The sequence below is a fragment of the Paenibacillus sp. FA6 genome (assembly GCF_051550225.1).
Lineage (GTDB): Bacteria > Bacillota > Bacilli > Paenibacillales > Paenibacillaceae > Paenibacillus_AQ.
Map to the genome: position 1 here is coordinate 1,932,126 of NZ_CP188820.1, position 25,578 is coordinate 1,957,703.

Below are 25,578 nucleotides of genomic sequence, written 5' to 3' on the forward strand. Positions count from 1 at the left end.
ATACTAAATTGCAAATGAGTTTTTATGCTATTATGAGGTGGGATTTGTTGGTAAATGATTAAATGAAACTTCTGGAGTGCTCGAATAGGAGTATTAATAATACTCGCAGCTAAAACGTGAAAACACTGCATTATAATCAGGGCTTTCTCCAGTGGCATATAAACCAATAAGTACACCTGTAAATCCTCCCGCTACTTCTGAAGAGAGATATTTCGTTTGCGCAGATCCAAGTAACGTTTCAGTATCTCCAATCTGAACATAGAAGTGATAAAGAGTAGGAGTGGCTTTAATAACCAATGTAGCATGATTGCAATGGCCCAGATCTATAGCTTTTTCAGTTGATTTGATTTCTCCGATATTAAGGCGTTCGATGACTTCGTATCCATGTTGATGGTTACGCAAGGCTAAATCATAATGGTGGTTTTCATCCATATAAAGAGTAATGCCAGCTTCACCACTGGTAAGACTGATCTCGCATGAAATGACCGCGTTGAAATCTTTTTGACGAATACCTATAAATGTCGGGGATGCCGGAACATCTATTGTTACTCCGGTTCCTTTAAGCTTTAGCTTATCGGATTCCAACAGATAATGTTCTGCAACCGGATGACGAAGATAACACCAGTCCAGATTCCAATCCGTGTTTTCGAACGTATAGACTTTTTTCTCTTGTTGAATGATTGTTCTAGAGATACGATCTGTCTCGAAACTCATAAGAGTGGTACCTTCATGACCTGCCGTAAACCAGTCGTCTTCGCCAAAAATAACTGGAGTCAGGAAAACTTCGCGTCCCAAGTGATGAAACGTTAGATACTTTCCGGTCTGGCGGAATCCGAGATGAATGATCCACCAATTACCTTCCTGGTCTTGAGTCAGATCGCCGTGGCCGACTCCTTGCAGCTCGTACCCGCCTAAATTACGATTGGTCAGCACGGGATTATTCGCATAGGCTTCGAAGGGGCCGGAAGGTGAATTTCCACGCGCATAAGTGACCATATGGCCATACTCCGTTCCACCTTCAGATACCATCAAGTAATATATTCCATTTATTTTGTAAAGATGAGGACTTTCCAAATAACGTCCTCCTGTACCTTGCCAGACCGAACGACTTGGCGTTAACTTCCTGCCAGATTCAATTTCAATTTCGCATTGGATGATACCGCCAACTCCGTAATCGTCTGTCCCATTGCTCATGAAATATGTTGTTCCATCTTCAAAATATATATCCGGATCGATCCCGCCCTGGTCGACGTAGATTGGTTCAGACCATTCGCCGTAAATATCGTCAGTCCAGACATAGAAGTTTTGTTGTATTGTGGCATTTGTGGTCGTCATATAGAATCGACCATTGTTATAACGCAGAGTGGGGGCAAATACACCTCCGGAACTGTCTACGGTGCCCAACTGAATCTGGCTTTTTCGAGTTAGACAATGACCGATTTGAGTCCAATTTATCAGATCTTTGCTTTCAAAAATCGGAACACCAGGGAAATACTGAAAGGAACTGCAGACCAAATAATAGGTGTCGTCCACTTTGCAAACGCTTGGGTCGGGGTAGAAGCCTTTAATGATTGGGTTATTGTAGTTCATTTGTCCACCTCTTCTTTAAATTTATATAAATAAGAATTCATTGTGATTACAATCTAAGAAAATTAAACACTATTGAGCAAAAACTTTCAATGCAACTAGGTTGATAGTTTTCTTTATATTTATTAAAATAATATATATGTGAATTCAATAACTATGAGTCAGGTGATTATGTTTATGATAAAAGCGAACGATGAACCAAAATTCATTGCTTTATACGAAGCGTTGGCAAGTGAAATTAGATGGAGAATTATGAACCTCATTGCCGATAACGAAATGAATGTAAAGGAAATTGCGGCAAAGTTAGAGCTTAGCCCATCTATCGTTACCATGCACATCCGAAAGCTAGAGGTAGCCGAACTAATTGGAAGCCGCAGGGTACGTAAAAATGGAGGTACGCACAAAATGTGTTTCCTTAAACATAAGAGTGTCGAAATTGAGCTCCCAACCGCCAGCCGGACTGCGAGGTTAGCAGAGCAGACGATTTCAGTCGGTCATTATACCGCTTTTGAAGTTTACCCTACTTGCGGGCTCGGAACCCGTGAGAAGGAAATCGGGATTTGGGACGACCCGCGCTATTTTCTCGATCCCGAGCGGGTTCACGCTTCCATCCTGTGGTTTGGGAGAGGCTATGTCGAGTACAAAACGCCTAACTATATTCTTCCCAATCAAACCGCTAATGCTATTGAAATTTCAATGGAAATTGCTTCTGAGGCGCCCGGCCTCCGAGATTACTGGCCTTCGGATATCCAATTCACGTTTAACGGTGTATTGCTTGGAACCTGGACAAGCCCAGCAGATTTCGGAAGAGCGGCGCGCGGCAAATATACGCCGGAATGGTGGCATCGAAATGTGAATCAATACGGATTATTGAAGACAATTCGCATTGATGCCTTGGGAACATTTATAGATGGTGAGTGGATGTCGGACGTAACTGTTGAGGATATCCAGCTAAAGGAACAATTCTGGTCGCTTCGTTTCGCGGTTGACGAGAATTCAGAAAACGTTGGTGGATTGACGCTCTATGGGGCTGGATTCGGTAATCATGATCAGGATATTAAAATTCGTGTATACATTAAGGAATAAATCATAACCGATACAAAGCACTCTTAACGGACAACCGCCTCAGGCGATCCTATGTCTAAATAATGCTACTTATGAGACTTGAAAATGAAGGTTTACTATCTTAGTTTGAATTACAATGAATGTGGTTTTAAACATGAGTTTATCTAATGTTTTTGTAGTCTAACGATAAAATAGACAGGAGTGCGGTTATATGCAGTATACTAATCCCGTAATACCGGGCTTTCATCCGGACCCCAGCATTTGCCGAGCTGGTGACGATTATTATTTGGTCACAAGTACATTTGAATATTTTCCTGGAGTACCCATTTTTCATAGCAAAGATCTTGTCCACTGGCGTCAGATCGGTCATTGCCTTACAACAGAGGAGCAGTTGCCATTAGCTAACTCATGGAGTTCAGGAGGGATCTTCGCACCGACAATCCGTTATCATAACGGCTGGTTTTATATGGCGACAACGAACGTAAGCGGAGTCGGGAATTTCTTTGTTAAAACGAAAAACCCAGCAGAAACATGGTCAAATCCGATACTTGTTGCACAGGACGGAATAGATCCATCGCTAACATTTGATGATGACGGACGCGTATACTTTCAGTCTTCCCGCACCGGCGATCAGGGTCATGCTATTTATCAGTGTGAAATCGATATTGAAACCGGCAGCATGCTGACAGAGAGCCGCCTGTTATGGAAAGGAAGTGGCGGCGCTTATCCTGAAGCCCCTCACGTGTACAAAATAAACGGTTACTATTATTTGATGATCGCTGAAGGTGGCACAGAATATGGACATATGGAGACAATCGCAAGAAGCAAACATCCATTTGGACCCTATGAATCTTATGCAAATAATCCTATTCTCTCGAACAGAAGCATGGAAAGTAGCATACATGCAACAGGTCATGCAGATTTGATCGAGACTCAGGACGGGAGCTGGTGGGCTGTCTGCTTGGGAATCAGACCGGTCTCATATCCTATGGCTCATCATTTGGGCAGAGAGGTATATCTTGCTCCTGTAAGCTGGACATCTGATGGTTGGCCGGTAATCGGCAATAACACGCATATCGAAACAGTCATGGAGGCACCGAATCTACCCGAGGTGCAGTGGCCTGAGAAGCCGATCAGAGACAACTTTGACGATTCAAAGCTAGGCTTGGATTGGACTTTTTTAAGAAACCCGGTTCAGAGCAGCTGGTCATTGCAGGAACGACCAGGATACCTAGTACTGCATGGGCAACAAACGTCTTTGAATGAGATTGGTTCTCCCGCTTTTGTGGGCAGACGTCTTAGTCACTTCACATGCAAGATGGAAGCGAAGATGGATTTTGAACCGCTGAATGATGGGGAAGAGGCAGGATTAACCGTATATATGAACCAAAAACACCATTATGACCTTGCGGTAAGGTCTATACAAGGACGTAAAATGATAGTCTTTCGGCGAACTGTCGGTTCTCTGAAAGTAGAAGAAATCCGTGATTGTCCGGAGGGACCTATTGTACTTCAAATTCAAGCTCTCCCCGATAAGATTATAGCTTCAATCTGCACTCCAGAAATTGAACCGATCGAAATGGGGTGGGGAGAAACTCATTTTCTTAGCACAGAAATGGCAGGAGGTTTTACTGGGGTATTTGTCGCCATGTATGCAACCTCTGAAACGGAACAATCCACGCCTGCGTTATTTGATTGGTTCGATTATGAGCCGGTTGAATTAATGGAGCAATAAACAACAAATTTAAAGCGATCGCTGCAGCGGCTCAGTAGAGCCAGCTGCTTTTTTTATGAGGAGTGGGAGATTAACGTATTTACTTTTTATTTCTAAAGGATTTAGGAGACATGTCATACGTTTTTTTGAATTGACGTGTGAAGTAATTGCTGTCATTAAATCCACACTCGTATGAGATTTCCGTAATTGAAAGACTAGTTTGATTTAACAACGTGCAGGCCCGTTCTAAACGAAGACGTTGAAGATAAGCAATCGGCGTTGTCAGATAGTATGCTCGGAATATTCGGTTTAAATGTCTAACGGATATATCTGATTTGGCCGCGATTTCATCCAGTGTTACTTGATCAAGATAGTGATCCTCAATGAAAGAAATCGCATTTGCTAGGTGCATCAGACTGCTATCTGCACCTTTCTCCTGATAGTCATATTGTCTTGATAAATAAACGACAAGCTCCATAAACCGGGAAGCGAGCATCGTTTTATAACCGTGAACTTTTTCTTCGTATTCTTTAATCATGTATGAAATGAGGGATGAGACATACTCCAGGCTTATGATCGACATGTTAAGTTTACTTTTATAAGGATTAATACTGCGATAAAACGGCTCCAAAATAAAAAGAGCCTGAAAACCATTTAACGTTCGTAGATCTGAACCGGCAGAATTGAGCATTTCAGGTTTGTACATAATATTACAAATTTTGAATTCATATGGGGACTTATAAGCATGTGGAGTTCCGCCATTAATGACAAAAACATTTCCCTTTTTTATAAATGATTCTTCGTTATTGACGATATGAGTTGCATGTCCATTAAGCACAATGACCAGTTCAGAAAAGTCTACATGTTTGTGAAAAGAAATGTCCTCCTCATGCCCTCCATATTGAATGAAAAAGGGGAAATCCTCATCCCTCGTAAACCAGTTCAAATATACATTACTCAATCAATTCCCACCTTCAAGAAAATTGTATTATGTCTATATCATGCTATTTAATGACCTAAAAATCAAGGTTATCCATCAAATTTATAGATAAAATGAACAAGGTAATAGCGTAACATCAAATGAATATGATGCTCTTCATTGGGAGTAGTAAAGTCATATTCCACTAAAAATAAGGGGGAAAAATGAGATGAAGAAAAGCTTATCCAAAAGATTTGGAATGCTGTTTCTAACGGGTGCAATGCTTGTTTCGGCAGGTTGCAGTAGTTCGGGAAAGAATTCCGTGAGTAGCGAGTCTGACAGTAGCGCAGACGATACAAGTCCGATTACGTTTTCTTTCTTTGGCGCTGATGCCAGTCCTAGCTGGAACAATATGCAGGATGATGTTGGTCAAGAAATTACTGCAAAAACTGGTGTTACTATAAATGCGGAATATGATGTAGGTAGCGGCGGTGGACAAACCAAAATTGCTTTGATGGCGGCTAGCGGCGATTACCCGGATATGGTATACGGCAAAGGCGAACTAAACAAACTAGTTGATGCCGAAGCGATAATTGATCTGACAGATCTTATCGATAAGCATGCTCCCAATATTAAAAAAGTGATGAGTAATAATATGAATCGCATGAAATACAGCTTGGATGATCCAGCAATTTACTCTATTCCGACCAACATTGGTGTAGATCAACAGAACTTTGATGTTACCAACGGTTTTGAGGTCCAGCTTCGGGTATTAAAAGAATTGGGGTATCCAGAAATTAGAACGGTACAAGATTTTGAAAACGTACTCAAAGAATATATGAGCAAACATCCGACAACGAATGGATTACCTACCATTCCATTTTTACTAAACGCCGATGACTGGAAGATCATGATTACCGTAACCAATCAGGCCGATGTGACAACGGGTGGAACAAATGACGGAGAGTACTATGTAAACCCGGATACTTATGAAGCTATGCTTCACTTTAAACGTCCGGAAGAAAAAGATTACTTCCGCTGGTTAAATCATATGTATGATACAGGTCTGCTTGACAAAGATTCTTTTGTCCAAAAAGAAGATCAGTATAAATCTAAAATTGCTAGTGGACGTGTACTGGGTCTCTCCTCTGTGGAATGGGAATACCAGGACGCTGAAAATGCCTTGAAAGCCGAAGGTAAAGACGAGTACACTTATGGGCACTTCCCAGTGACATTGAATGAGCAGTATAAAGATCACTCTTTGCAGTCCGTCGGTGTTGACGGGTACGGCATCAGCATTACAACCGCTGCTAAAGATCCAATCCGCGCGATCAAGTTCCTTGACTGGTTATCCTCCGAAGAAGGTCAAGTGCTGAGAAACTGGGGAATTGAAGGCAAGCAATATCATGTTGAGAATGGGAATCGTGTAATACCTGATGATATTCTTGACCAAAAAGTAAATGATGCGGCCAATTTCACGAAAGAAAGTGGTATCGGTCTATACTCCCTCTTTGGAGCGCGCTATGGAGACGGCGTTAAAGATTCCACGGATAACTATTATACAACCAACTTCCCGGAACAAATCATCGCCAGTTACTCTGATGTCGAGAAAGAAACTTTAGCAGCTTATAACGCGACAACCTGGAAAGATTTGTTCCCAAGCGAAGATGAATTTCCTGTCAAAGAGTGGGGAGCATTATACAATATGCAGGTTCCAACAGAGGGAGACTATCAAGTTATTTTTCAGAAAACACAAGATATTATCCGCAAACGGATTCCAGAAGCAATAATGTCCAAACCGGCTGATTTTGATAGAATTTATGATGCTTTTATTGATGAGTTGAACAAAGCTGGAGCAGAAAAAATGGAAAGCGAATATTCCGAATTGGTCAAAGCAAGAGTATCGCTCTTCACTGACAAGGACGTTCAGTAATGAAAAACTAAAGATTCTGCAGAAAGACCCGACCATGCAAAGGTTCGGGTCTTTCTGCTTATGTTTCCTATAATTTCATATTCTATAGACATTAGCGTGAAATTTGTAAATTTGATTCCGTGACGGTTTCTTCATCAGATAATTGCGGAACAAATTTCTCTCTTAGTCGTTTCATATCTGCCTTAGGTGGACAACCAAACATTCGGGAATATTCACGGCTAAACTGCGATGTGCTTTCATATCCTACTCTGAAAGCTACATCTGCAGACTCTACCAGTAACATTGAGAGGGGGTATTTGCCACTCGATAGAACATATTCTGCCGCAATTTACCGGAACGAATCGGAGGATGAATGCAGGTAAAATTGACTTTCCATATCTTGCGTTATACATTTGAGTGAGTAATCACTCACCTTGTGAATTAACCCTTAAAAAGGAGTGGTAAAATGACGCATGATCTTTTTGACACGCTTATTGCTGCACAAAAGACGAAGACAGTAAAACAGCGAAAAATTATTGAAACAGCCATTAAGTTGTTCGCTGAAAAAGGCTTTGCGAATACATCAACGGCCGAGATCGCTAAAATGGCAGAAGTCTCAGAAGGTACGATCTTTAAACATTACGGAACAAAAGATAAGCTTTTACTCTCGATTATTCTTCCGTTTGTTAAAGATTCTTTGCCCTCTATGGCCAATGAAGTTTTTAGTGAAATCTTAACAGAGAATACGACGACGTTCGAGCAATTTTTAAGAGCATTCCTTAAGAATAGGATTGATTTTATTGACGGGAATAAGGAGATATTTCGTGTTCTTGTTAAGGAGGTCATTTATAAGGATGAACTCAAAAAAGAAATATTTCCACATTTGATCAAAAATATAACTCCGGTTTTTAATCGTATGGTAACAGAATTTAAGCAAAGTGGGGAGTTAATTGATAAGCCTACAGATCAAGTTTTAATTTTATTAGCGACTGTTTTAGGAGGTTTCTTTGTGTCTAGGTTTGCTTTGTTTGAGGACTATACAATAAGTGAAGAAGAAATTGAAAATGTTGTACGTTTTGTAATGGATGGAATAAGAAATCCTATAGTCTGAAAGGAGTCTTACTATGTCAGTATTGCAGATTGAGCATTTAACCAAAGATTATGGTCATAATCGGGGAGTGTTCGATGTTTCTTTCCAAGTTGAAAAAGGTGAAGTCTACGGATTTTTAGGACCAAACGGAGCTGGGAAAACGACCACGATTCGTCATATCATGGGATTTTCTCGCCCTCAGATGGGGCACACCTTCGTAAATGGACTGAATAGCTGGGAGAGCGCCAGTGATATTCAAAAGAATTTAGGGTATTTGCCAGGCGAAATAGCATTACCTGAATCACTGACGGGTACGCAGTTTATTAAAATGATGGCCGATTTGCGTGGGATACATGATATGGCCCACACCAATTATTTAATTTCAAAATTTGAGCTTGATCCGTCCAGTAGTTTAAAACGCATGTCGCTTGGTATGAAGCGGAAACTCGCTATTGTAACGGCTTTTATGCATAATCCCGCCGTTCTTGTTCTAGATGAGCCTACAAGTGGCCTTGATCCTATTATGCAGGATGTGTTTATTGAATTCATCAAAGAGGAAAAAGAGAAGGGCAAAACGATTTTACTATCGAGCCATATTTTCAATGAAATTGACGCTACCTGTGACAAAATATCAATTATTAAAGATGGACGGATCATTTCAACCTTTATTGCAGATGAACTACGTCACAATGAGAGTAAATCTTTTGAATTCGAATTCACTACCACAGAAGAGTTTGAACGTTTCAGTAGAGAAATTCAGTTTTTTAATAGTATTGAAGTTATTTCTCTAAAAAGCCACAAAAATCAAGCGGAAATACGAGTAAATGATAAAGACATCAACAGTTGCATAAGCATCATATCAGACTTTGATTTGAAGTTCTTCGCTGAGATCAAGTTTACGCTTGAAGATTACTTTATGAAGTTTTATGACCGGAACTCTAATACAGAGGGAGGTACCAACAATAATGTCATTAATAGAAATTAATAATATGACAAAAGATTATGGCCAAGGACGAGGCGTTTTTAACATCAACCTCTCAATTGAAAAAGGCGAGGTGTTTGGTTTTGTCGGCACGAACGGAGCAGGTAAAACCACGGTGATTCGTCACTTGATGGGATTCTTAAAACCGCAAAGCGGAAGTGTAACAATAAACGGAATGGACTGCTGGAAAGACTCGGCTGAGATAAAGAAAATGATAGGCTATACTCCTGGTGAGATCGCGTTTCCCGATGCTCCAACTGGAACGGAATTCCTAAAACGGCAAGCTGAGTTGTTAGGACTCAAAGATATGTCCTATGCGAACACAATCATAGAGAAACTACAACTTGATCCAACGGCTAACTTAAAAAGAATGTCAAAGGGAATGAAGCAGAAGACTGCTATTGTCGCTACCTTAATGGCTGATCCTGATATTTTGATTCTGGATGAACCAACAACGGGACTTGACCCTCTGATGAGAGCTGAATTTGTTGATATATTAAACGAAGAAAAGAAGAAAGGCAAAACGATATTTATGTCGAGTCATATGTTTGAAGAAGTCGAAAATACTTGTGACAAGGTTGCTCTTATCAAAGATGGAAAAATGATCGCTGTGAAATCAACCATCGAGGTTAAGCATAATGAAGAAAAGACTTATAAAGTGGAGTTTACTTCGCATGAGGATTACCAACGTTTTTTATTAGAGTCATTTGATTTTTCTGATAAACGTGAAACTAATAATCAAGTTGTTGTAAAGATACATGATCGTCATATCAATACGCTTCTCAAAGTGCTCAAAGGGTATAGCATCAAGTTTATTACCGAAGACAAGTATACACTTGAAAAATACTTTAGAAGTCTATACTAAAGGAGGAGAATACTAATGTTTAGTAAAACCATCTTTAAACAAACATTGAAAGCCAATGTTAAGTTGTGGCTTATTTTTACGATAATCATGAGTGTTTTATGTGCCGTACTCATTGCCGTTTTCGATCCAAGTACGCTATCTAGCATGTCGGAGATGGTGATGGACACGCCACTTGCTAGTCTTTTAGGATCAACTTCATTCCTTGGCATGCTCGCTCAAACTTTTTATTCGATACATGGTGTTATTTTACCATTAATATTTGTTATTATGACCGCTAACAGTCTTATCGCAGCGCAGGTGGATAGAGGCTCCATGGCTTATCTGCTATCAACGCCTACAAAAAGAAGCGTAGTAGTCGGAACGCAGGCATTCTACCTAATCACATCGTTGGTGGCCATGTTTTCGATCATAACAATCATTGGTGTTTCATCTATTCACATTTTCCAGAGTGTTATTGATTTTAATATTTCGGATTTCATTATGTTAAATGTAGGCTTATTTCTCTTAATGTTTGCAACTAGCAGTATATCTTTCTTGTCTTCTTGTATATTCAATTTGTCAAAAAACTCATTGGCTTTTGGTGCAGGTATACCACTTGCTTTCTTTCTCTTTGAAATGATGGGGAAGGTCGATAGCAGCCTGGAGGGATTTAAGTATCTGTCACTGAATTCACTATTTGATACAAATGCAATCATAAACAATGGCAATTATCTGATCCAATTAATTATCCTTGGTGTTGTAGGTATTGTACTTTATGTCATTGGCATACGTGTCTTTAAGGAAAAGGATTTACCTCTATAAGAAGATTAACGAAAGCTCAAGTAGTCCTAGGATCATACCCATAACACTTCTCATACTTAAGATACCAAGTTCTTATCCTTTCCTCAGGACAAGAACTTGGTATCATTGCCGCGGTAGGAAGGAACACAACAACAAATTGGAGTCAATCAAGAATATCATAATATTGTTGTATTCAATCAAAATATAGCAAGATTCAATAAGAAAATATCAATATTATTATATTTGTGATTCGATTCGAAGTTGGAATCAGAGGTGAATTCCAATAGATAACATAAATAATGTAATAAAGTTACATAAGTTGAGGAGAGAACCAAGATGGTTACGTTACTACTACTAATTATTTATCTCGCATTTGTAGGTCTAGGATTGCCAGACGCTTTGCTAGGCAGCGCTTGGCCCATTATGCAACACGACATTGGTGCCACAACAGAAATGGCAGGTTACATATCGTTAATAGTCTCATTCTGTACGGTAATATCGAGTTTATTTGCTAGCAAATTGTTGCACAGATACGGCACGGGAAAGGTAACATTGTTCAGTATACTCTCTACGGCGATTGCTTTGTTTGGATTCTCTATTTCAGAAGATTTCATATTTTTAATTCTTCTTGCTATTCCTTTGGGCTTAGGTGCAGGTTCCGTGGATGCTGCATTGAGCAACTATGTAGCTCTGCATTTCAAAGCCAAACATATGAGTTGGTTGCATTGTTTCTGGGGAGTGGGAGCAGTTACGGGTCCAATTGTAATGTCATTTTGGCTGAACAAAGATAACAACTGGCGTGCAGGATACGTTACTGTAGGATTACTTATGCTTACTATAGCGGTGATATTATTGGCGTCGTTGTCCTTATGGAAGATCTTCGAGAAGGGGAGAATGGAAGAAGGAAGCGACGAAAAGAAACTGATCAGCAACAGGGAGGCTTTACGAATCCCAGGCGTTAAGATGTCCATGGTTACCATGCTCTGTTACAATGGTTCGGAAACAGCCGCTGGTCTATGGATGGCATCCTTCTTTATAGGGAATAAAGGGGTTTCTCCAGGCACAGCAGCAGCATTATCTTCCTTATTCTTTATTGGAATCATCATCGGACGAATTATATCAGGATTTCTTTCGACTAACATATCTAGTAAAAACTTGATAAGATATGGTGGAATCGTTGGTTGTTTTGGACTTTTGATTCTTGTTTTGCCAGTTCCGTATTGGATTTCTGCGGGAGCCCTATTGATTGTGGGTTTGGGCGGAGCACCAATCTATCCAAGTATTGTACATTCAACTCCGGAACGTTTTGGCGAAAAAGCTTCTTCAAGTGTCATTGGGCTTGAAATGGCAAGCGCTTATACGGGTTCAACACTAATTCCATTATTTATGGGGATTATTGCAAGCCAATTTGGAATGTTTATGATACCTATTATTCTGCTCATCCTTTTTAGTATCATGTTGGTATCTTCTGAAATGGTTAACGTAGCTTACAGACGTAAGGTTCTATAACATTCCTCTCATCTTCATTAGGATACAACTAGTTGTTATTGGCTGGAAAAATGGCAAATACAGTTCACTATCGCTCTCGAGTATGTGGTTATGATAAAATGGATGAGATCCTTCAAAAAATAAGGAAGTGTTAACAATGAATTTCGAAATAGTTATGCAGGAGCTTGAAGGACTTAGCAAGGAACGAACCAAGAAGATATACGTATCCAATGGCGCGCACGAACCGCTTTTTGGTGTGGCTACAGGCCAAATGAAGCCCATTGCCAAGAAAATTAAAAAAAACCAACCTTTGGCTGAGCAGCTTTACAGCACGGGGAATTATGACGCCATGTACTTTGCTGGCGTAATTGCAGACCCAAAAGCAATGACTGAATCTGATTTTAATCGATGGATAGATTCGGCTTATTTTTATATGCTTTCCGATTTTGTAGTGGCAATAACTTTGGCAGAAACAGATATTGCACAAGAAGTTGCCGATAAATGGATCGCAAGCGGCGAAGAACTGAAAATGTCAGCGGGCTGGAGTTGTTACTGTTGGCTTTTGGGTAGCCGACCGGATGGTGAATTTTCCGAAAGCAAACTTGCCAATATGCTTGAAATTGTACAAAATACGATTCACGATTCTCCCGAACGAACAAAATATGCTATGAATAATTATCTTTACACAGTGGGGGTATCCTATTTGCCTCTTCATGATAAGGCGGACGAGACCGCAAAGGCAGTTGGTCCAGTAGAAGTCCAACAGGACAAGACAAAAAGCAAGTTTCTACTCGCTTCCGAAAATATTCAAAAGGCAGTAGATAAAGGGAAAATTGGTTTCAAACGCAAACATGTAAGGTGTTAAACGTTTGCTTTGCCACAAGTGACATTACCTCATTCACTACGACAGTATTTAAATATGGGCCAAGTTCATTAATTAGAAAAAGGCTGATCTTTTATTTATTAAAGATCAGCCTTTTATTGTACTCAATAGAAGTACGTTTCGAATATGTACTCATCATTCCCGTAAAATACCATTTCTCCATATATCACTTCCTCAGGAATTTCAATAAACATACCTTGTTTACCCGCGATATCATAGGTGACAGCTACACTCTCTCCATAACCATAGTAACTCACCTCGAAATGAGTGAATTTCTTATCAAGGCCCTGCTCAAACATGCCGACACTAACGAGATGTCCGATCCTCTTCACCTTGACGTCTACTCCGGTATCCCCCATGGCTAGTCCCATACTGCTCCACCCCAGATTTTCGTTTATTAAACGGTCGACGTCTCTCAACCTTGAAGAGAATAACAACACTCTCTTCTCAAGCAACAGGGTACTCCGCTTCAACAGCATACATCTATGATAAAGCGAATAGAGCCACTAGGTTGACGCTAACACATAGCGGGATAGGTAGTTTATATATTAATTATCAATACAGCATGTAGCGCCTGGATAGAGTCCAAACGGATGGGAACTCAGCTCTTAATAGTGCTGCAACGGTAAATGCTATCTATGAGTATTATCCAACAGGACAAGTAAAAAGTATCACCTACCCTACGTTGACTGACGGAAGAGCTTTGAAAACAGAGTATACGTATGATGGTTTAAATCGTTTATGGACAATACAAAATAAAAAAGGATCAGGAGTTCTTTCCTCGTACACATATCTCTATGATAACAACGGAAATATAACTTCTGTGACTGAAGCTCTAAATAATGGAGCAGGAAAGACGACAAACTATGTGTATGATGCATTAAATCGACTTTCCAGTATTACACGTCCTGACGGAGGTGGCATTGCAAGCTATACCTATGACCTGCAAGGAAATCGGCAGAGTGTATCAGACACATCTATAAATCTTTCAGAGTTTACAAATACAAGTTATACCAATGACCTGGAAAATACATTAACCGGGGTTACCAATGATAATATATTAACTTCAATAAACTATCTTCCTAATGGATTAAGATACGAAAAAATGACGGGTACCGTAAAAACACAATATAACTATAATGGAAATGGAGAAGTGGTCTCTGAATCCAAGAGTAACGGGCAGAAGGCAACCTATATACGGGGAGACCGCTTGTTAGTTAAGAAGGATCGTACCACAGCGAAGGACTATTATTATTTGTATAATGGACATGGCGATGTCGTGCAAATTGTCGATACTACCGGTACAGTTGTCAACTCATACGCTTATGATGTATGGGGTAGTATTACGAACCAAACAGAAGGTGTAACTAATTCATTTAAGTATGCCGGAGAAATCTACGATGAGGAATCAGGGCTTTACTACCTGCGGGCGAGGTATTATGATCCTAGTGTAGGGCGGTTTTTGAATGAGGATACGTATGAAGGGGAATGGAATAATCCGCTTACGTTGAATCTTTATTCGTATGTGTTTAATAATCCGTTAAAGTATATTGATCCAAGTGGACATGTAGCAATAGGAGTGGATTCAGAAATGTGGAGAGTGAATGGGCTAATAAATGATCAAAAAGCAAAATGGATGTTAGCCAATGACTCCAATAATAAAGCAGGGATGAAAGCCGCGAATGCAGAAGCAGAGCGAATTAGAAAGCAATATTCACATGTAAGCGGAATATTGCAAGCAAGTGCCCCTTATCAATATGTTTCTTATGTTGAAAGTTCTGATAAGACAAAGATTCATGAAGTTAGAATTAAAGGGAATGGAGATGTACTGTATGAAATGCAGTCTGGATATGAATATTATACTCAGTCTAATAAGTACAGTCCTTCAGATAAGGGACAACAAATTTTTGGGAAAGCCAGTTTGGATTTAAGTGCAGGCTATGCATTTAATTTGATAACTAAAGGTTCAAATGAAGTTATAAAGAAAACGCTTGAATACGCTGGAGGAGTTGCATTTTCCGAAGCAATCCAGACAGGAATTGAGAGCAGCGGATGGATTGTCACTCCGATGTAGGTGATGAAAGACATATCATTTGGAGAACAAGTACAGCCACGGGTCAAATCAGCAATCTGGTAGTTGTTACAAACGGTCCTATTACTATCGAAAAAAGGTATTGGTATATAACAAAAAAAGGGAAGTGACAGTGGGTAAAAGATCGTTCACTTTGATATTTGTGGAACCATGATTGTGATGATGTTCTTCATGAGTGGAGTCAGAGGAATCGTTTATTTTCTTAGTTATCTTGTAGTTGTAGGAATGGTACTTAAATTTGTTGAAAATCAAAAGATTAAATTTGTATTACTTTTATTTATTATCGCTGTTTTGATTTCAGGTAGGTTCCTATTACAACTTATTGGTTAATTTTAAATACTACATGCGAGTGTGACATGATATGCTCCCATCATAGTAGACAGTAGAAAAAACAAAAACTTCTACTACTACATGATGGGAGTTTTTCTAATGTCTAAACGAAGTCCTACTTCATTAAAAGTAAAATTACATGTCGTACAGCGATGCCTTGAGCACAAGTCAAATCCAAACTATGAGGCAAAACATAAAGCTGCCTCATTGTTATCTAAGAGACAGCTTTGTGTTTTGTTCAACTAAGATCCACTCTCCGAAACTTCAGCGGAAAGTATTTCACTTTTGTAATTAATCCCCCATACTTCCATATCAACCGATTGAATGCAAGGCAGAAATTACTCGGCGAATTTTAGATGCGATGATTGAATATCCTCCTGACCTGATTCAAACTAATACTTTAGCCAAGCTTAAACAATCACGTTGCTTAAACTCTCCGGAATTCATACCATCTAACAATAATTGCTGACAAAATTGTATACGACCATTAAAACTTTTTACACATACTTAATTCAGTTACAAATGATTGACTTTAACCATCTAGATAAGCTGTTATAATGATCTAAGAACTTACATAGTAAGATATTAACAATAACTAGAAAGGTGGTTCTAAGCGATGACGCATGAACCCCAGAGTACAACAAACAGTAGTAATCGTACTTACGTCGATTCCACAGATATGCAACGGAAGCTATATAAAAGATCCTTACTCATCATTGTCCTTTCACAAATCTTTGGAGGTGCAGGACTTGCAGCCGGGGTTACGGTAGGAGCGCTGCTTGCGCAGGATATGTTAGGCTCAGAAAGCTATGCAGGTATTCCTACCGCATTGCTTACGCTTGGTTCTGCTGTAGCTTCTTTGCTGGTAGGACGACTGTCACAACGACATGGGCGCCGGTTGGGACTTGCCGGAGGTTTTATAACCGGAGGACTTGGAGCGATCGGCGTCATAGCGGCCGCACAAGTGAATAGTGTAGCGCTTTTGTTCGTATCGTTGCTTATCTATGGAGCAGGGACGGCAGCGAACTTACAATCGCGATATGCAGGAACAGATTTGGCAATGCCGAACCAACGCGCCAAAGCAATTAGTATTGCGATGGTTTCGACTACATTCGGCGCAGTTGCGGGTCCAAATACAGTTGAAGTTACTGGCCGATTTGCCACAGCAATTGGTTTTCCAGCACTTACTGGCCCGTTTTTTTTAGCTGCCTTAGCTTTCATCTTGGCGGGGTTAGTTTTATTATTCTTTCTCCGTCCCGATCCATTACTTGTCGCCAGAGAGCTAGCCAAAGATAACGTACAACGTGCACCGGCAGTCGACAATAAGAAAACGCCTATTAATAACAGAGGACTGGTTGTAGGGGCAGCAGTAATGGTATTGACTCAAATCGTCATGGTCGCGATTATGACAATGACGCCGATACATATGAAACATCATGGTCATAGCCTAGGAGACATCGGACTAGTTATCGGCATCCATATAGGTTCGATGTATTTACCCTCACTTATAACTGGTGTTTTAGTAGATAAGTTTGGTCGTACTGCCATGTCAATTACTTCTGGGGTAGTTCTATTACTTGCAGGTATTGTGGCGGCAATTGCTCCTCCAGATTCGATGCTGGTACTCATCGTCGCTCTTTCTTTACTGGGAATCGGTTGGAATTTCGGCTTAATCAGCGGTACCGCAATCATTGTAGATGCAACTGATCCAACAACTCGTGCAAAAACTCAAGGTACCATCGATGTGTTAATTGCACTTGCTGGGGCCTCAGGTGGAGCACTGTCCGGTATGGTTGTATCATATTCAAGTTATGCAACCCTTTCACTTGCTGGGGGTGGACTTGCACTGTTACTTATTCCAATCGTTATATGGTCTCTAAGCAAACGAAATGTAACAGCATCGCAAAATATTCCGTTTAACTAATTTCAAAATGGATGTAACTAAATATAGGCCATTGCTCATATTAGAGAAATGGCTTTTTTATGATATACTTTACAAGTCATTATTATTCAATTAGACGTAGTAGAGTACAGGTATGATCGTGATTCCGAAGGAAGCAACAAAAAAGTTTTTGGGAGGTATTTTTATGTCCGAATGTAAACTATCTGTCGATTATGATCAATTCGAGAAAGGAATCAAAATAGTAGATTTAATAGAGGAGCTTGCCGGCAAGGATGAGAGCTTACAGCTTGAGAGCCTCATCATCGGTGACTGGGGCGGCGCATACGAGAATGATTCAAGTGACATTGTTGAAGCGCTTGTTCGGTTGAAAGACCGTTTTCCGCAGCTGCGCAGCTTGTTTATTGGCGATATGTCCTTTGAAGAATGTGAAGTCTCTTGGATTAATCAATCCAACCTTGGACCGATTCTATCTGCTTATCCCGAGCTTAGATCATTTACTATTAAAGGAAGCACAGAGCTTAGTCTTGATCCAGCTCACCATGATAAGCTGGAGGAGCTTACTATTATTTGCGGTGGACTTGGAAAAGACATCATTACTAGTATCAGCGAAGGAAGCTTTAAAAACTTGAAGAAGCTGGAGCTTTATCTAGGGGTTGACGAGTATGGATTTGATGCCAGCCTGGAAGATGTACTCTCGCTGATCGAGCCTGGAAAATTCCCTAAGCTTACCTATCTTGGTCTAAAAGATAGTGAAATTCAAGATGAAATTGCTATTGCTGTAGCTAATGCACCGATTGTTGATCAATTACATACGTTGGATCTTTCTATGGGAACGTTGACGGATAAGGGGGCTGAAGCACTTATCCAAAGTGAGAAGGTAAAGAAGCTTGAGCTGCTTGATTTAAGCTATCATTATATGTCGGATGAGATGATGATTCGTTGGAAGCAGTCAAGCCTGAAGGTAGATATCAGCGATCAGCAGGATGATGACGACGAGGATTATCGCTATCCTTCCTTGACGGAATAACGATGAAATCGATGATTATCATTGGCAATTCCGATAACAGAAGAACAGCTGGACTGCAAGCGGCAAGAGCTGGGCTGGGGTTGCCCCCAGCCCTTGTTTTGAATTATATCGATGTGCTGCAGGGAAGAGTATCTTTGAGTTCGATTGCACAAATTTTGGGACAAACAATGGACGAACCGCCCTTGCTGCGGATCGACGCACCAGGGGAGCATTTTGAAGTAGAACGCGAGCTTATTGCACTTGGCACACCTGATGCGGAAATCCCCGATATAGACGACCGTTGGCTTAGGTACAACAAGAACGCTGTTTCGCCTTTTTCGGCAAAGATGGCCCGAAGCATGAAGGAAATTAAGGGTAAGCTGTATCATCCTTCACAGTGGTTTCGCGGATATTGCAGGCTATTGTCGAGACTGGACAGGGAGGCAATACAACTGTGGAATACACCACGATGGATGAATGCTCCTGAGGATATAGCGGCAATGTTCGATAAAAGGTATACACACGAGATATTATCAGCAGCGGGATTACCAGTGCCTAGAAGATTAGCCTCACCGGAAGCCATTCCAGATTATGATACGCTGCGTGATGCTATGGCTAGCGAACGAACATACCGTTTATTTATTAAGCTAGCAGCAGGTTCTGGCGCATGCGGTGTCATTGCGTATCAAGTAAACCCCGTTACAGGAGCAGAATCGGCGGTAACTACAATAGGTGTGGAGAACTACCAAGCCAGACCTCCGTTATTTTATAACGTAAAAAAACTGGTGAACTACAAAGAACACCGTACGATACGCCAAATCATCAACTGGTTATTAGGACATGGCGCTCATGTGGAGCAATGGATTCCGAAAGCTTCTTATGAGAATCGCACTTTCGATATTCGGCAACTTGTCGTAGCAGGCAAGGCTTGTCATAGCATTGCCAGAGCAAGCAGAACACCGATAACGAATCTGCATCTCGATAGCGACCGCTTGAGCTTGAAGGAGATTGGTCTGCCTGATAAGCTTCAAGCTACCGTGCGACAATGTGCTGAAAAAACGTTATCGGTTTTTCCACGTTCTACCGTTGCTGGAATTGATGTATTATTGAGCAGCGGTTCCAATCGCCCTCATGTATTGGATGTTAATCCATTCGGAGATTTATTATATGATAGTCATTATGAAGGATATACCCCTTATGAATGGGAGATGAGAATGATCTAACTCCCTCCGACTATCTAAATGGAAGGGGAACACCACGATGTTTAACATGAATGAAATTGTAGGAAGTCATGATATTCTCATGATTACACTAGATACGCTGCGCTATGATGTCGCTGTAATGGAGGAAGAAAACTGTCCGAATTTGTGCGGTCGCGGCCATTGGGAATTGCGGCACACGCCGGGTAGCTTCACTTATGCGGCGCATCATGCTTTCTTTGGCGGATTTCTTCCGACTCCGGCTACAACAGACAAATCAGAGCATGTTCGATTATTTCACTCGAAGAATACGGGATTAAAGACACATCCGTATACATGGCAATTCGATTCAACAGATATCGTATCTGGACTTCAGGTAGAGGGCTACCGTACTATTTGTATTGGCGGAGTTATCTTTTTTACGAAAAAAAATCCTCTAGCAAAAGTGCTGCCCAGCTATTTTCAGGAAAGCTATTGGAGGATGACCTTTGGGGTGACGAATCAACGCTCTACTGAGCATCAGGTAAACCATGCAATCAAGCTGCTGCAAAATTCGGATAAGGCAGAACGCCTGTTTATGTTTATGAATATTTCAGCGATTCATGGACCGAATCATTATTATGTACCAGGGGCAAAGAAAGACTCGGTAGAGACGCAGCGTGCGGCACTCCGATATGTAGACGGCGAGCTTGGGCGATTGTTTGAGGCATTCAGAGAACGGGAAAGACCCGTATTTTGTATGGCGTTCTCTGATCATGGCACCGCCTTCGGTGAAGATGGCTACAACGGCCATAGACTTGCACACGAGGTCGTATGGAACGTGCCTTATCACGAATTTATTGTGTAAGATGAAAGGAGGAAATGATTATGAGTCATACGGCCTACCCTAATTATTTGGACATCATTCAGAATCCGGATACTCTGCGTAGCTGGAAGAACAGCCTGGCATCAGATCCTTACCGATCCTATCTGTATTCTTATCCGCACAAAACTTCCTATCGAAAATTGGAGACGAAGCTGCCGCTTTCCGAGCTGTGGAACAAGGAATTGGCAGACACATTCTTTTTATATATGCACATCCCGTTTTGTGGGGCTCGCTGCGGCTTTTGCAATTTGTTCACGTTGCCTGACAAGAGAGCTGATGTACATGCCGAATATGTGGATGCTTTGGAAAGACAAGCTGAACAGTGGGCTCCGTTCATTCAGAATAAGCCGATTGCTAGATTTGCTATCGGAGGTGGAACGCCGACTTTACTTGCACCTGCCCAGCTTGATCGGTTGTTTCAAATTGCGAAGAATGTGATAGGCATGGATCCGACCCAAGCTTCAATCTCGGTAGAGACCTCTCCTGAAACAGTAACCTCCGAACGCCTAGACATTTTAAAAAGCTGGCAGGTGGATCGGATCAGCATGGGTATTCAAAGCTTCGTAGAAGCGGAAGCGGAAGCTATCTACCGTCCACAAAAGCCGCAGGAAGTCGAGAGAGCTCTGGAACAGCTCAAGCTATACCAATTTCCGATCCTTAATTTGGATTTGATTTACGGTCTTCCTGGTCAAACCATTGAGTCATGGATGTATTCGCTGGATAGGGCGCTGTCTTATGAGCCAGAGGAGATATTTATTTACCCGCTATACACACGTGAACTCACGATTATAAAGCCAGAGCAGATAAGGCAAAGTGGCGAGGATCAGAGATTAAGATTCTATAACGCAGCGCAGGAACGTTTGTTTGAACATGGGTATACTCAGTATTCTATGCGCAGATTTGCTAAAGCGGAAGCGGGTTCGGAGAAACCATTGCTTCCTTATGGCTGTCACGATGAAGGCATGATCGGACTCGGCTGCGGCGCACGTTCTTACACAAACTCCGTCCATTATTCCTCGCGTTACAGCGTAGGGCGTTCAGCAACAGCAAGCATTATCGCCGACTATGTAGCCACAACCGATTACACGCTGGCAGATTACGGCATTGTGTTGAGCAAGGACGACCAGCAGCGCCGCTTAATACTACAATCATTGCTTCATACGGAAGGCTTGGCACTAGGCAACTATGCGGAACGATTCACAACGTCAGCTCTCGATGATTATCCTGAGTTGAACTTGCTACTACATTCAGAGCTTGCTGTTATCGAGCATGAGGTGCTGCGGCTGACGAAAGAAGGTCTTATGTACTCCGATGCTATTGGGGATTGGTTCATCTCTCCAGAAATACGGGCTCACATGGACAGCTGTGTGCTCTCATGAAGACGACGATTTATTTTCGTGGGAGCTTAAGCTCATGCAATTACGACTGCCCCTACTGTCCATTCAGCAAGAACACGGATAGCCAAGAGACATTAGCTAAGGATCGACTGCAGGTGCAGACATTTGTCGATTGGGTAAGGAATCAAGTGGACAGCGGACATCAGCTGTCCGTGTTTTTTAATCCTTATGGTGAAGGACTTACGCATCGTTGGTACAGAGAAGCCTTGGTTGAGCTGTCCCACATGCCGCATGTACTTAAAGTAGCTATACAAACTAATTTATCCGTTAAGCTCGATTGGACACGCGATTTAAATCCAGTGACGGCTGCCTTCTGGGCAACCTACCATCCTGGACAGACGAAGGAAGAGCGATTTATACTGCAATGCGGCAAGCTCTATACCCAAAAAATTCCGTTCAGTGTAGGCTGTGTTGGTGTTAAGCGTGCGTTCGACTCCATTTCTTCCATAAGGAAGGCATTGCCTAAAGATGTTTATATGTGGGTTAACGCTTATAAAGATAGACCAAATTACTATTCTGACGAGGAAATAGCGTTTTTGACCCAAATGGACCCTCATTTTGTCCTTAATGCTAAAGATTATGACAGTATGGGGATGCCGTGTCGTGCCGGGCAAAGTGTGTTTTATGTCCAGGGAGACGGGCGCGTTAAGCGCTGCTATAAGGATCGCCAAGTGATTGGAAATCTGTATAGGGATGGGCTGGAAGAAATCTCTAAAGAACGCCCGTGCCGTATGAAGCAATGTGATTGTTATATCGGCTACATCCATATGGAGGGGCAGCAGTTAGACCCTATTTATGGAGAACGATTACTCGAACGAATCGCATTTATGTAGTAAAGGGGGAACAGCGCATTGAGCACATTGGTCGGAACCGCAATATGGTTAACAGGACTTCCAAGCTCTGGGAAAACGACGACAGCATTAGCTCTGACAGCGGCTCTTCGAGAAAGTGGCTTTAAGGTCGAATGTTTGGATGGCGATGACCTTAGACGCGAAATAGGACGAGAGCTTGGATTCAGCAAAGAAGATCGACTAGAAAACATTCGTCGTGCTGTCTATATTAGTAAGCTGCTGAACCGCAATGGCGTTACGACGATCATTTCTATGATTACGCCTTATTTGGAAATGAGGGACTATGCACGAGTAGCGCTGGAGTCATATGTCGAAGTGTATGTGCATTGTCCATTGGAGGAGTGTGTACGCAGAGATGTGAAGGGCTTATATGCAAAAGCAATAAAAGGGGAGATCGCAGCATTTACTGGTATTTCTGATGTCTATGAGCCGCCGGTGCATCCAGAAATCACGATACATACGCACATGAACAGTATGGATTCGAATGTGCGCCAGATATTGGACTACTTAGCGACTTATTCTGTATAAACAGAATAAGTCGCTAAGTGAACAAGATAGGAGGGGGAGACTTAGATAAAATTTCTCCTTGAAAATACATAGACATCAGAGTAACTCTAATTCACCTTACATATAAAGGGCTTCAACTGGAACCAATTTTCAATGCTATCTCAGAAAAAATAAACACTGTCATTTATGGGCATTTAACTACCAGCGAAAAAGAAAAGTTAGAAAAACTATTAGAAGGAATTCTAAAAAGGTTCAAAACCAGAACTAGTGCTTGACAAAGGCTTGTGTAGGAGAACGCTACGATGACGGATTGTCCTTACGATCACTGTTCCCCTCCGATTTCTTGATTATATACCGCATAGCGGTTGAAATCAGAGGGTAAAGGCGAACGCTATCGCTTCTTCAGGACAATTCCGTCATCTGCGCTGCTTCGTACTTCTCCACTTCATCCGATCCAATCCCTCTTATTAGGAGCTTAAGACTGTGGAATCAGAAGAAGACATTCTTCCTACCTACTTGTTCAGATGAGTGTCATATTCCTGCGAAAAGCCGTTGCAGGCTTTATACCATACGGTGGTTAGTGTTGGCTCTATGGAACGGTAGTAAAGTGGTTCTTAATTTACTTCACAACAGATTAAGACCGGTATAAGGTTTAATTGAGCACAAAACTGCAATAGGATCTTATCGAAATACTGTTAAATATCCACTTGCTTTCGCTTTACTTTTTGCAGTATTTTCTGCAATTGGCCCGTTTACCATTGATATGTAAAATCGTGTATACTCTCTCCTCTTTCGCTTGTGCATTCGCTCCGAACATCACAGTATTTATTCTTTTACGTTTTATACAAGTTTTTTTCATGCTATTTTCTTTAAATGGCATAGGTTTAATCTTAGGGGCTCAAGTTGTAAAGTTTTATCAGGGCGATTGAAAGAAGAAAATATTCTTTATATTGGTGTTGTATTAGCTCTAATATCTGGGACGGTTGTCTTAATAGATGTCTTTTTACATGGACCGTTGAAGATGTTAGTCATTCTGATTTTCATCTTTCACACTGTAATTGGCATTACAGGACCGACATCTTTTACATTAGCAATGGAATCACAAGGAAATATCTTCTTGTCTACTTTTCAAAAAAATATTGTTAAGGTAGTGATATCAATTGATTAAGAGGTGATGAGTTGTCATGATTAAGAAACATTGTTTGTTCTGCGATGAGATTGTCTCCATTCAATCGGAAGGCGATTACGATAGATATATAGGCTGTTCCTGTTCTCCCGAAGGGTTCTATTGCCTACTGAGAGACAGCTACGAACCTATTCATTCTTTCCCGCACCAAAAGAAACGTAACATGTTTCATTTAGTATCGGCTTATATTCGGGAGTTGACAGATTGTGATGAAAAGGTCACCCTATCGGCTGACGATTTGGAATCCATTACAAATTCTCCGAACATTCCTATGACCATTGAAGATAAGGGAAACCGTCTACTGCAATATTTGTACAGACATTCCGAAGGCTCTGGGGAACCGGTTGTTATTAAACCACTCTCCAGAAGTTATAACCTGACGTATTCTCTCAATCTGCAAGAGCTGGTATATATCATTGATAAACTGAGTAACGAGCAACTGCTCATCAGGGAAGGTATGACCTTTAAACTTACGGAAAAGGGATGGCGTGAAGCTTCCGCAAGCGCCGGAAGAAAAAAATTAAAGCCTTGCTTCGTTCTCATCTCAGATGAAGAGGATTTGCGCACAGTCTGGCTGGACAAGCTGTTGCCTAAAATCGAGCAATGCGGTTATCAACCGCGCTTGCTTACACATACGAATACTCATAATCGCGAAAAGTATTCCTTAGAGCTTATCGCCGACAGTAAACTGATTATCGCGGATTTAACCGGACAATCCCCTGAAGTGTATTTTACAGCGGGATATGCTCTCGGTATGAACATCCCGGTGATATGGACTGTGCACAGTAGAGATGCGGATAAGCTTTTTGTACAAATAAAAGATATCCGTTCAATTGTTTGGGAAACGGCTGAAGATCTAGCAGTTATACTTCAACAGAGGTTGAGTTTATAGAAGATTTTCACAGCTTGAGGGAGAACTCCAAGTAAATGGATGATTGGAGCACCGATATCTTAATG

General features: G+C 41.2%; 23 protein-coding genes and 1 pseudogene. 20 read left to right on the top strand and 4 right to left on the bottom strand.

Features of this window, described 5'->3' with window-relative positions:
• Positions 1-93: 93 nt before the first annotated feature.
• Positions 94-1,590: a glycoside hydrolase family 43 protein gene (locus ACP8HI_RS08985; RefSeq protein WP_438350755.1), complete on the bottom strand. Its 1,497-nt coding sequence runs from the start codon at positions 1,588-1,590 to the stop codon at positions 94-96.
• Between the two features lie 174 nt (positions 1,591-1,764).
• Here ACP8HI_RS08985 and ACP8HI_RS08990 point away from each other — a divergent pair, with 174 nt between their 5' ends.
• Both ACP8HI_RS08990 and ACP8HI_RS08995 read left to right on the top strand, forming a co-directional pair.
• Positions 1,765-2,673, top strand: coding sequence for an ArsR/SmtB family transcription factor (locus tag ACP8HI_RS08990; protein WP_438350756.1), 909 nt, complete (start codon positions 1,765-1,767; stop codon positions 2,671-2,673).
• A 190-nt stretch (positions 2,674-2,863) separates the two neighbouring features.
• Complete coding sequence (locus ACP8HI_RS08995; protein ID WP_438350757.1) at positions 2,864-4,387, top strand: glycoside hydrolase family 43 protein; 1,524 nt, start codon at positions 2,864-2,866, stop codon at positions 4,385-4,387.
• Between the two features lie 79 nt (positions 4,388-4,466).
• Here the strand turns inward: ACP8HI_RS08995 and ACP8HI_RS09000 are convergent, their stop codons facing one another.
• The gene (locus tag ACP8HI_RS09000; protein WP_438350758.1) at positions 4,467-5,327 is read right to left on the bottom strand and encodes a helix-turn-helix domain-containing protein; all 861 of its coding nucleotides are present in this window, start codon (positions 5,325-5,327) and stop codon (positions 4,467-4,469) included.
• A 187-nt stretch (positions 5,328-5,514) separates the two neighbouring features.
• On the opposite strand from ACP8HI_RS09000, the gene ACP8HI_RS09005 reads away from it, so the two are divergent.
• Positions 5,515-7,218, top strand: a complete 1,704-nt coding sequence (locus tag ACP8HI_RS09005) for an ABC transporter substrate-binding protein (RefSeq protein WP_438350759.1) — start codon at positions 5,515-5,517, stop codon at positions 7,216-7,218.
• A 91-nt stretch (positions 7,219-7,309) separates the two neighbouring features.
• Here the strand turns inward: ACP8HI_RS09005 and ACP8HI_RS09010 are convergent.
• Positions 7,310-7,489, bottom strand: a pseudogene (locus ACP8HI_RS09010) (helix-turn-helix domain-containing protein); the annotation flags it as partial.
• Positions 7,490-7,663: 174 nt separating this feature from the next.
• On the opposite strand from ACP8HI_RS09010, the gene ACP8HI_RS09015 reads away from it, so the two are divergent.
• The 6 genes from ACP8HI_RS09015 (at position 7,664) to ACP8HI_RS09040 (ending at position 13,267) form a co-directional block, all read left to right on the top strand.
• Positions 7,664-8,308, top strand: a complete 645-nt coding sequence (locus ACP8HI_RS09015; protein ID WP_438350760.1) for a TetR/AcrR family transcriptional regulator — start codon at positions 7,664-7,666, stop codon at positions 8,306-8,308.
• Positions 8,309-8,321: 13 nt separating this feature from the next.
• Positions 8,322-9,272, top strand: a complete 951-nt coding sequence (locus ACP8HI_RS09020; protein WP_438350761.1) for an ABC transporter ATP-binding protein — start codon at positions 8,322-8,324, stop codon at positions 9,270-9,272.
• A complete protein-coding gene (locus ACP8HI_RS09025; protein WP_438350762.1) occupies positions 9,253-10,134 on the top strand; it encodes an ABC transporter ATP-binding protein in 882 nt (293 codons plus the stop codon). The genes ACP8HI_RS09020 and ACP8HI_RS09025 overlap by 20 nt, the downstream gene beginning before the upstream one ends.
• A 15-nt stretch (positions 10,135-10,149) precedes the next feature.
• Positions 10,150-10,935, top strand: a complete 786-nt coding sequence (locus ACP8HI_RS09030) for an ABC transporter permease subunit (protein ID WP_438350763.1) — start codon at positions 10,150-10,152, stop codon at positions 10,933-10,935.
• Between the two features lie 315 nt (positions 10,936-11,250).
• The gene (locus ACP8HI_RS09035; RefSeq protein ID WP_438350764.1) at positions 11,251-12,423 is read left to right on the top strand and encodes an MFS transporter; all 1,173 of its coding nucleotides are present in this window, start codon (positions 11,251-11,253) and stop codon (positions 12,421-12,423) included.
• Positions 12,424-12,559: 136 nt separating this feature from the next.
• Positions 12,560-13,267, top strand: a complete 708-nt coding sequence (locus tag ACP8HI_RS09040) for a DNA alkylation repair protein (protein WP_438350765.1) — start codon at positions 12,560-12,562, stop codon at positions 13,265-13,267.
• Between the two features lie 122 nt (positions 13,268-13,389).
• On the opposite strand, the gene ACP8HI_RS09045 is transcribed toward ACP8HI_RS09040, so the two are convergent.
• Positions 13,390-13,656, bottom strand: coding sequence for a hypothetical protein (locus ACP8HI_RS09045; RefSeq protein WP_438350766.1), 267 nt, complete (start codon positions 13,654-13,656; stop codon positions 13,390-13,392).
• Between the two features lie 314 nt (positions 13,657-13,970).
• On the opposite strand from ACP8HI_RS09045, the gene ACP8HI_RS09050 reads away from it, so the two are divergent.
• The 11 genes from ACP8HI_RS09050 to ACP8HI_RS09100 all read left to right on the top strand — a co-directional run bounded on the left by ACP8HI_RS09050 (position 13,971) and on the right by ACP8HI_RS09100 (position 25,513).
• Positions 13,971-15,359, top strand: coding sequence for an RHS repeat domain-containing protein (locus ACP8HI_RS09050; RefSeq protein ID WP_438350767.1), 1,389 nt, complete (start codon positions 13,971-13,973; stop codon positions 15,357-15,359).
• Positions 15,360-15,548: 189 nt separating this feature from the next.
• Positions 15,549-15,707, top strand: coding sequence for a hypothetical protein (locus tag ACP8HI_RS09055; RefSeq protein ID WP_438350768.1), 159 nt, complete (start codon positions 15,549-15,551; stop codon positions 15,705-15,707).
• Between the two features lie 616 nt (positions 15,708-16,323).
• Complete coding sequence (locus ACP8HI_RS09060) at positions 16,324-17,631, top strand: MFS transporter (RefSeq protein WP_438350769.1); 1,308 nt, start codon at positions 16,324-16,326, stop codon at positions 17,629-17,631.
• A 163-nt stretch (positions 17,632-17,794) separates the two neighbouring features.
• Positions 17,795-18,637 (top strand): STM4015 family protein, encoded by an 843-nt coding sequence (locus ACP8HI_RS09065; RefSeq protein WP_438350770.1) that lies wholly within the window; start codon positions 17,795-17,797, stop codon positions 18,635-18,637.
• 2 nt (positions 18,638-18,639) lie between these two features.
• Positions 18,640-19,839 (top strand): STM4014 family protein, encoded by a 1,200-nt coding sequence (locus tag ACP8HI_RS09070; protein WP_438350771.1) that lies wholly within the window; start codon positions 18,640-18,642, stop codon positions 19,837-19,839.
• Between the two features lie 37 nt (positions 19,840-19,876).
• Complete coding sequence (locus ACP8HI_RS09075; protein WP_438350772.1) at positions 19,877-20,662, top strand: STM4013/SEN3800 family hydrolase; 786 nt, start codon at positions 19,877-19,879, stop codon at positions 20,660-20,662.
• Between the two features lie 20 nt (positions 20,663-20,682).
• The gene (locus ACP8HI_RS09080; RefSeq protein ID WP_438350773.1) at positions 20,683-22,059 is read left to right on the top strand and encodes an STM4012 family radical SAM protein; all 1,377 of its coding nucleotides are present in this window, start codon (positions 20,683-20,685) and stop codon (positions 22,057-22,059) included.
• Positions 22,056-22,910, top strand: coding sequence for an STM4011 family radical SAM protein (locus tag ACP8HI_RS09085; protein ID WP_438350774.1), 855 nt, complete (start codon positions 22,056-22,058; stop codon positions 22,908-22,910). Before ACP8HI_RS09080 ends, ACP8HI_RS09085 begins: the two co-directional genes overlap by 4 nt.
• An 18-nt stretch (positions 22,911-22,928) precedes the next feature.
• The gene (gene cysC, locus ACP8HI_RS09090) at positions 22,929-23,456 is read left to right on the top strand and encodes an adenylyl-sulfate kinase (protein ID WP_438350775.1); all 528 of its coding nucleotides are present in this window, start codon (positions 22,929-22,931) and stop codon (positions 23,454-23,456) included.
• A gap of 904 nt (positions 23,457-24,360) precedes the next feature.
• Positions 24,361-24,603: a hypothetical protein gene (locus ACP8HI_RS09095; protein WP_438350776.1), complete on the top strand. Its 243-nt coding sequence runs from the start codon at positions 24,361-24,363 to the stop codon at positions 24,601-24,603.
• A 16-nt stretch (positions 24,604-24,619) separates the two neighbouring features.
• Positions 24,620-25,513, top strand: a complete 894-nt coding sequence (locus ACP8HI_RS09100) for a hypothetical protein (RefSeq protein WP_438350777.1) — start codon at positions 24,620-24,622, stop codon at positions 25,511-25,513.
• Positions 25,514-25,578 lie beyond the last annotated feature (65 nt).

Excerpts from the sequence above, each read along its gene's own strand:
- ACP8HI_RS09040 (WP_438350765.1), top strand. The coding sequence starts at position 12,560 with ATGAATTTCGAAATAGTTATGCAGGAGCTTGAAGGACTTAGCAAGGAA.
- ACP8HI_RS09080 (WP_438350773.1), top strand. The coding sequence starts at position 20,683 with ATGAGTCATACGGCCTACCCTAATTATTTGGACATCATTCAGAATCCG.
- ACP8HI_RS08990 (WP_438350756.1), top strand. The coding sequence starts at position 1,765 with ATGATAAAAGCGAACGATGAACCAAAATTCATTGCTTTATACGAAGCG.
- ACP8HI_RS09020 (WP_438350761.1), top strand. The coding sequence starts at position 8,322 with ATGTCAGTATTGCAGATTGAGCATTTAACCAAAGATTATGGTCATAAT.
- ACP8HI_RS08985 (WP_438350755.1), bottom strand. The coding sequence starts at position 1,590 with ATGAACTACAATAACCCAATCATTAAAGGCTTCTACCCCGACCCAAGC.
- ACP8HI_RS09070 (WP_438350771.1), top strand. The coding sequence starts at position 18,640 with ATGAAATCGATGATTATCATTGGCAATTCCGATAACAGAAGAACAGCT.
- ACP8HI_RS09015 (WP_438350760.1), top strand. The coding sequence starts at position 7,664 with ATGACGCATGATCTTTTTGACACGCTTATTGCTGCACAAAAGACGAAG.
- ACP8HI_RS09035 (WP_438350764.1), top strand. The coding sequence starts at position 11,251 with ATGGTTACGTTACTACTACTAATTATTTATCTCGCATTTGTAGGTCTA.
- ACP8HI_RS09045 (WP_438350766.1), bottom strand. The coding sequence starts at position 13,656 with ATGGGACTAGCCATGGGGGATACCGGAGTAGACGTCAAGGTGAAGAGG.
- ACP8HI_RS08995 (WP_438350757.1), top strand. The coding sequence starts at position 2,864 with ATGCAGTATACTAATCCCGTAATACCGGGCTTTCATCCGGACCCCAGC.
- ACP8HI_RS09055 (WP_438350768.1), top strand. The coding sequence starts at position 15,549 with ATGAGTGGAGTCAGAGGAATCGTTTATTTTCTTAGTTATCTTGTAGTT.
- ACP8HI_RS09100 (WP_438350777.1), top strand. The coding sequence starts at position 24,620 with ATGATTAAGAAACATTGTTTGTTCTGCGATGAGATTGTCTCCATTCAA.
- ACP8HI_RS09075 (WP_438350772.1), top strand. The coding sequence starts at position 19,877 with ATGTTTAACATGAATGAAATTGTAGGAAGTCATGATATTCTCATGATT.
- ACP8HI_RS09065 (WP_438350770.1), top strand. The coding sequence starts at position 17,795 with ATGTCCGAATGTAAACTATCTGTCGATTATGATCAATTCGAGAAAGGA.
- ACP8HI_RS09030 (WP_438350763.1), top strand. The coding sequence starts at position 10,150 with ATGTTTAGTAAAACCATCTTTAAACAAACATTGAAAGCCAATGTTAAG.
- ACP8HI_RS09085 (WP_438350774.1), top strand. The coding sequence starts at position 22,056 with ATGAAGACGACGATTTATTTTCGTGGGAGCTTAAGCTCATGCAATTAC.
- ACP8HI_RS09025 (WP_438350762.1), top strand. The coding sequence starts at position 9,253 with ATGTCATTAATAGAAATTAATAATATGACAAAAGATTATGGCCAAGGA.
- ACP8HI_RS09060 (WP_438350769.1), top strand. The coding sequence starts at position 16,324 with ATGACGCATGAACCCCAGAGTACAACAAACAGTAGTAATCGTACTTAC.
- ACP8HI_RS09005 (WP_438350759.1), top strand. The coding sequence starts at position 5,515 with ATGAAGAAAAGCTTATCCAAAAGATTTGGAATGCTGTTTCTAACGGGT.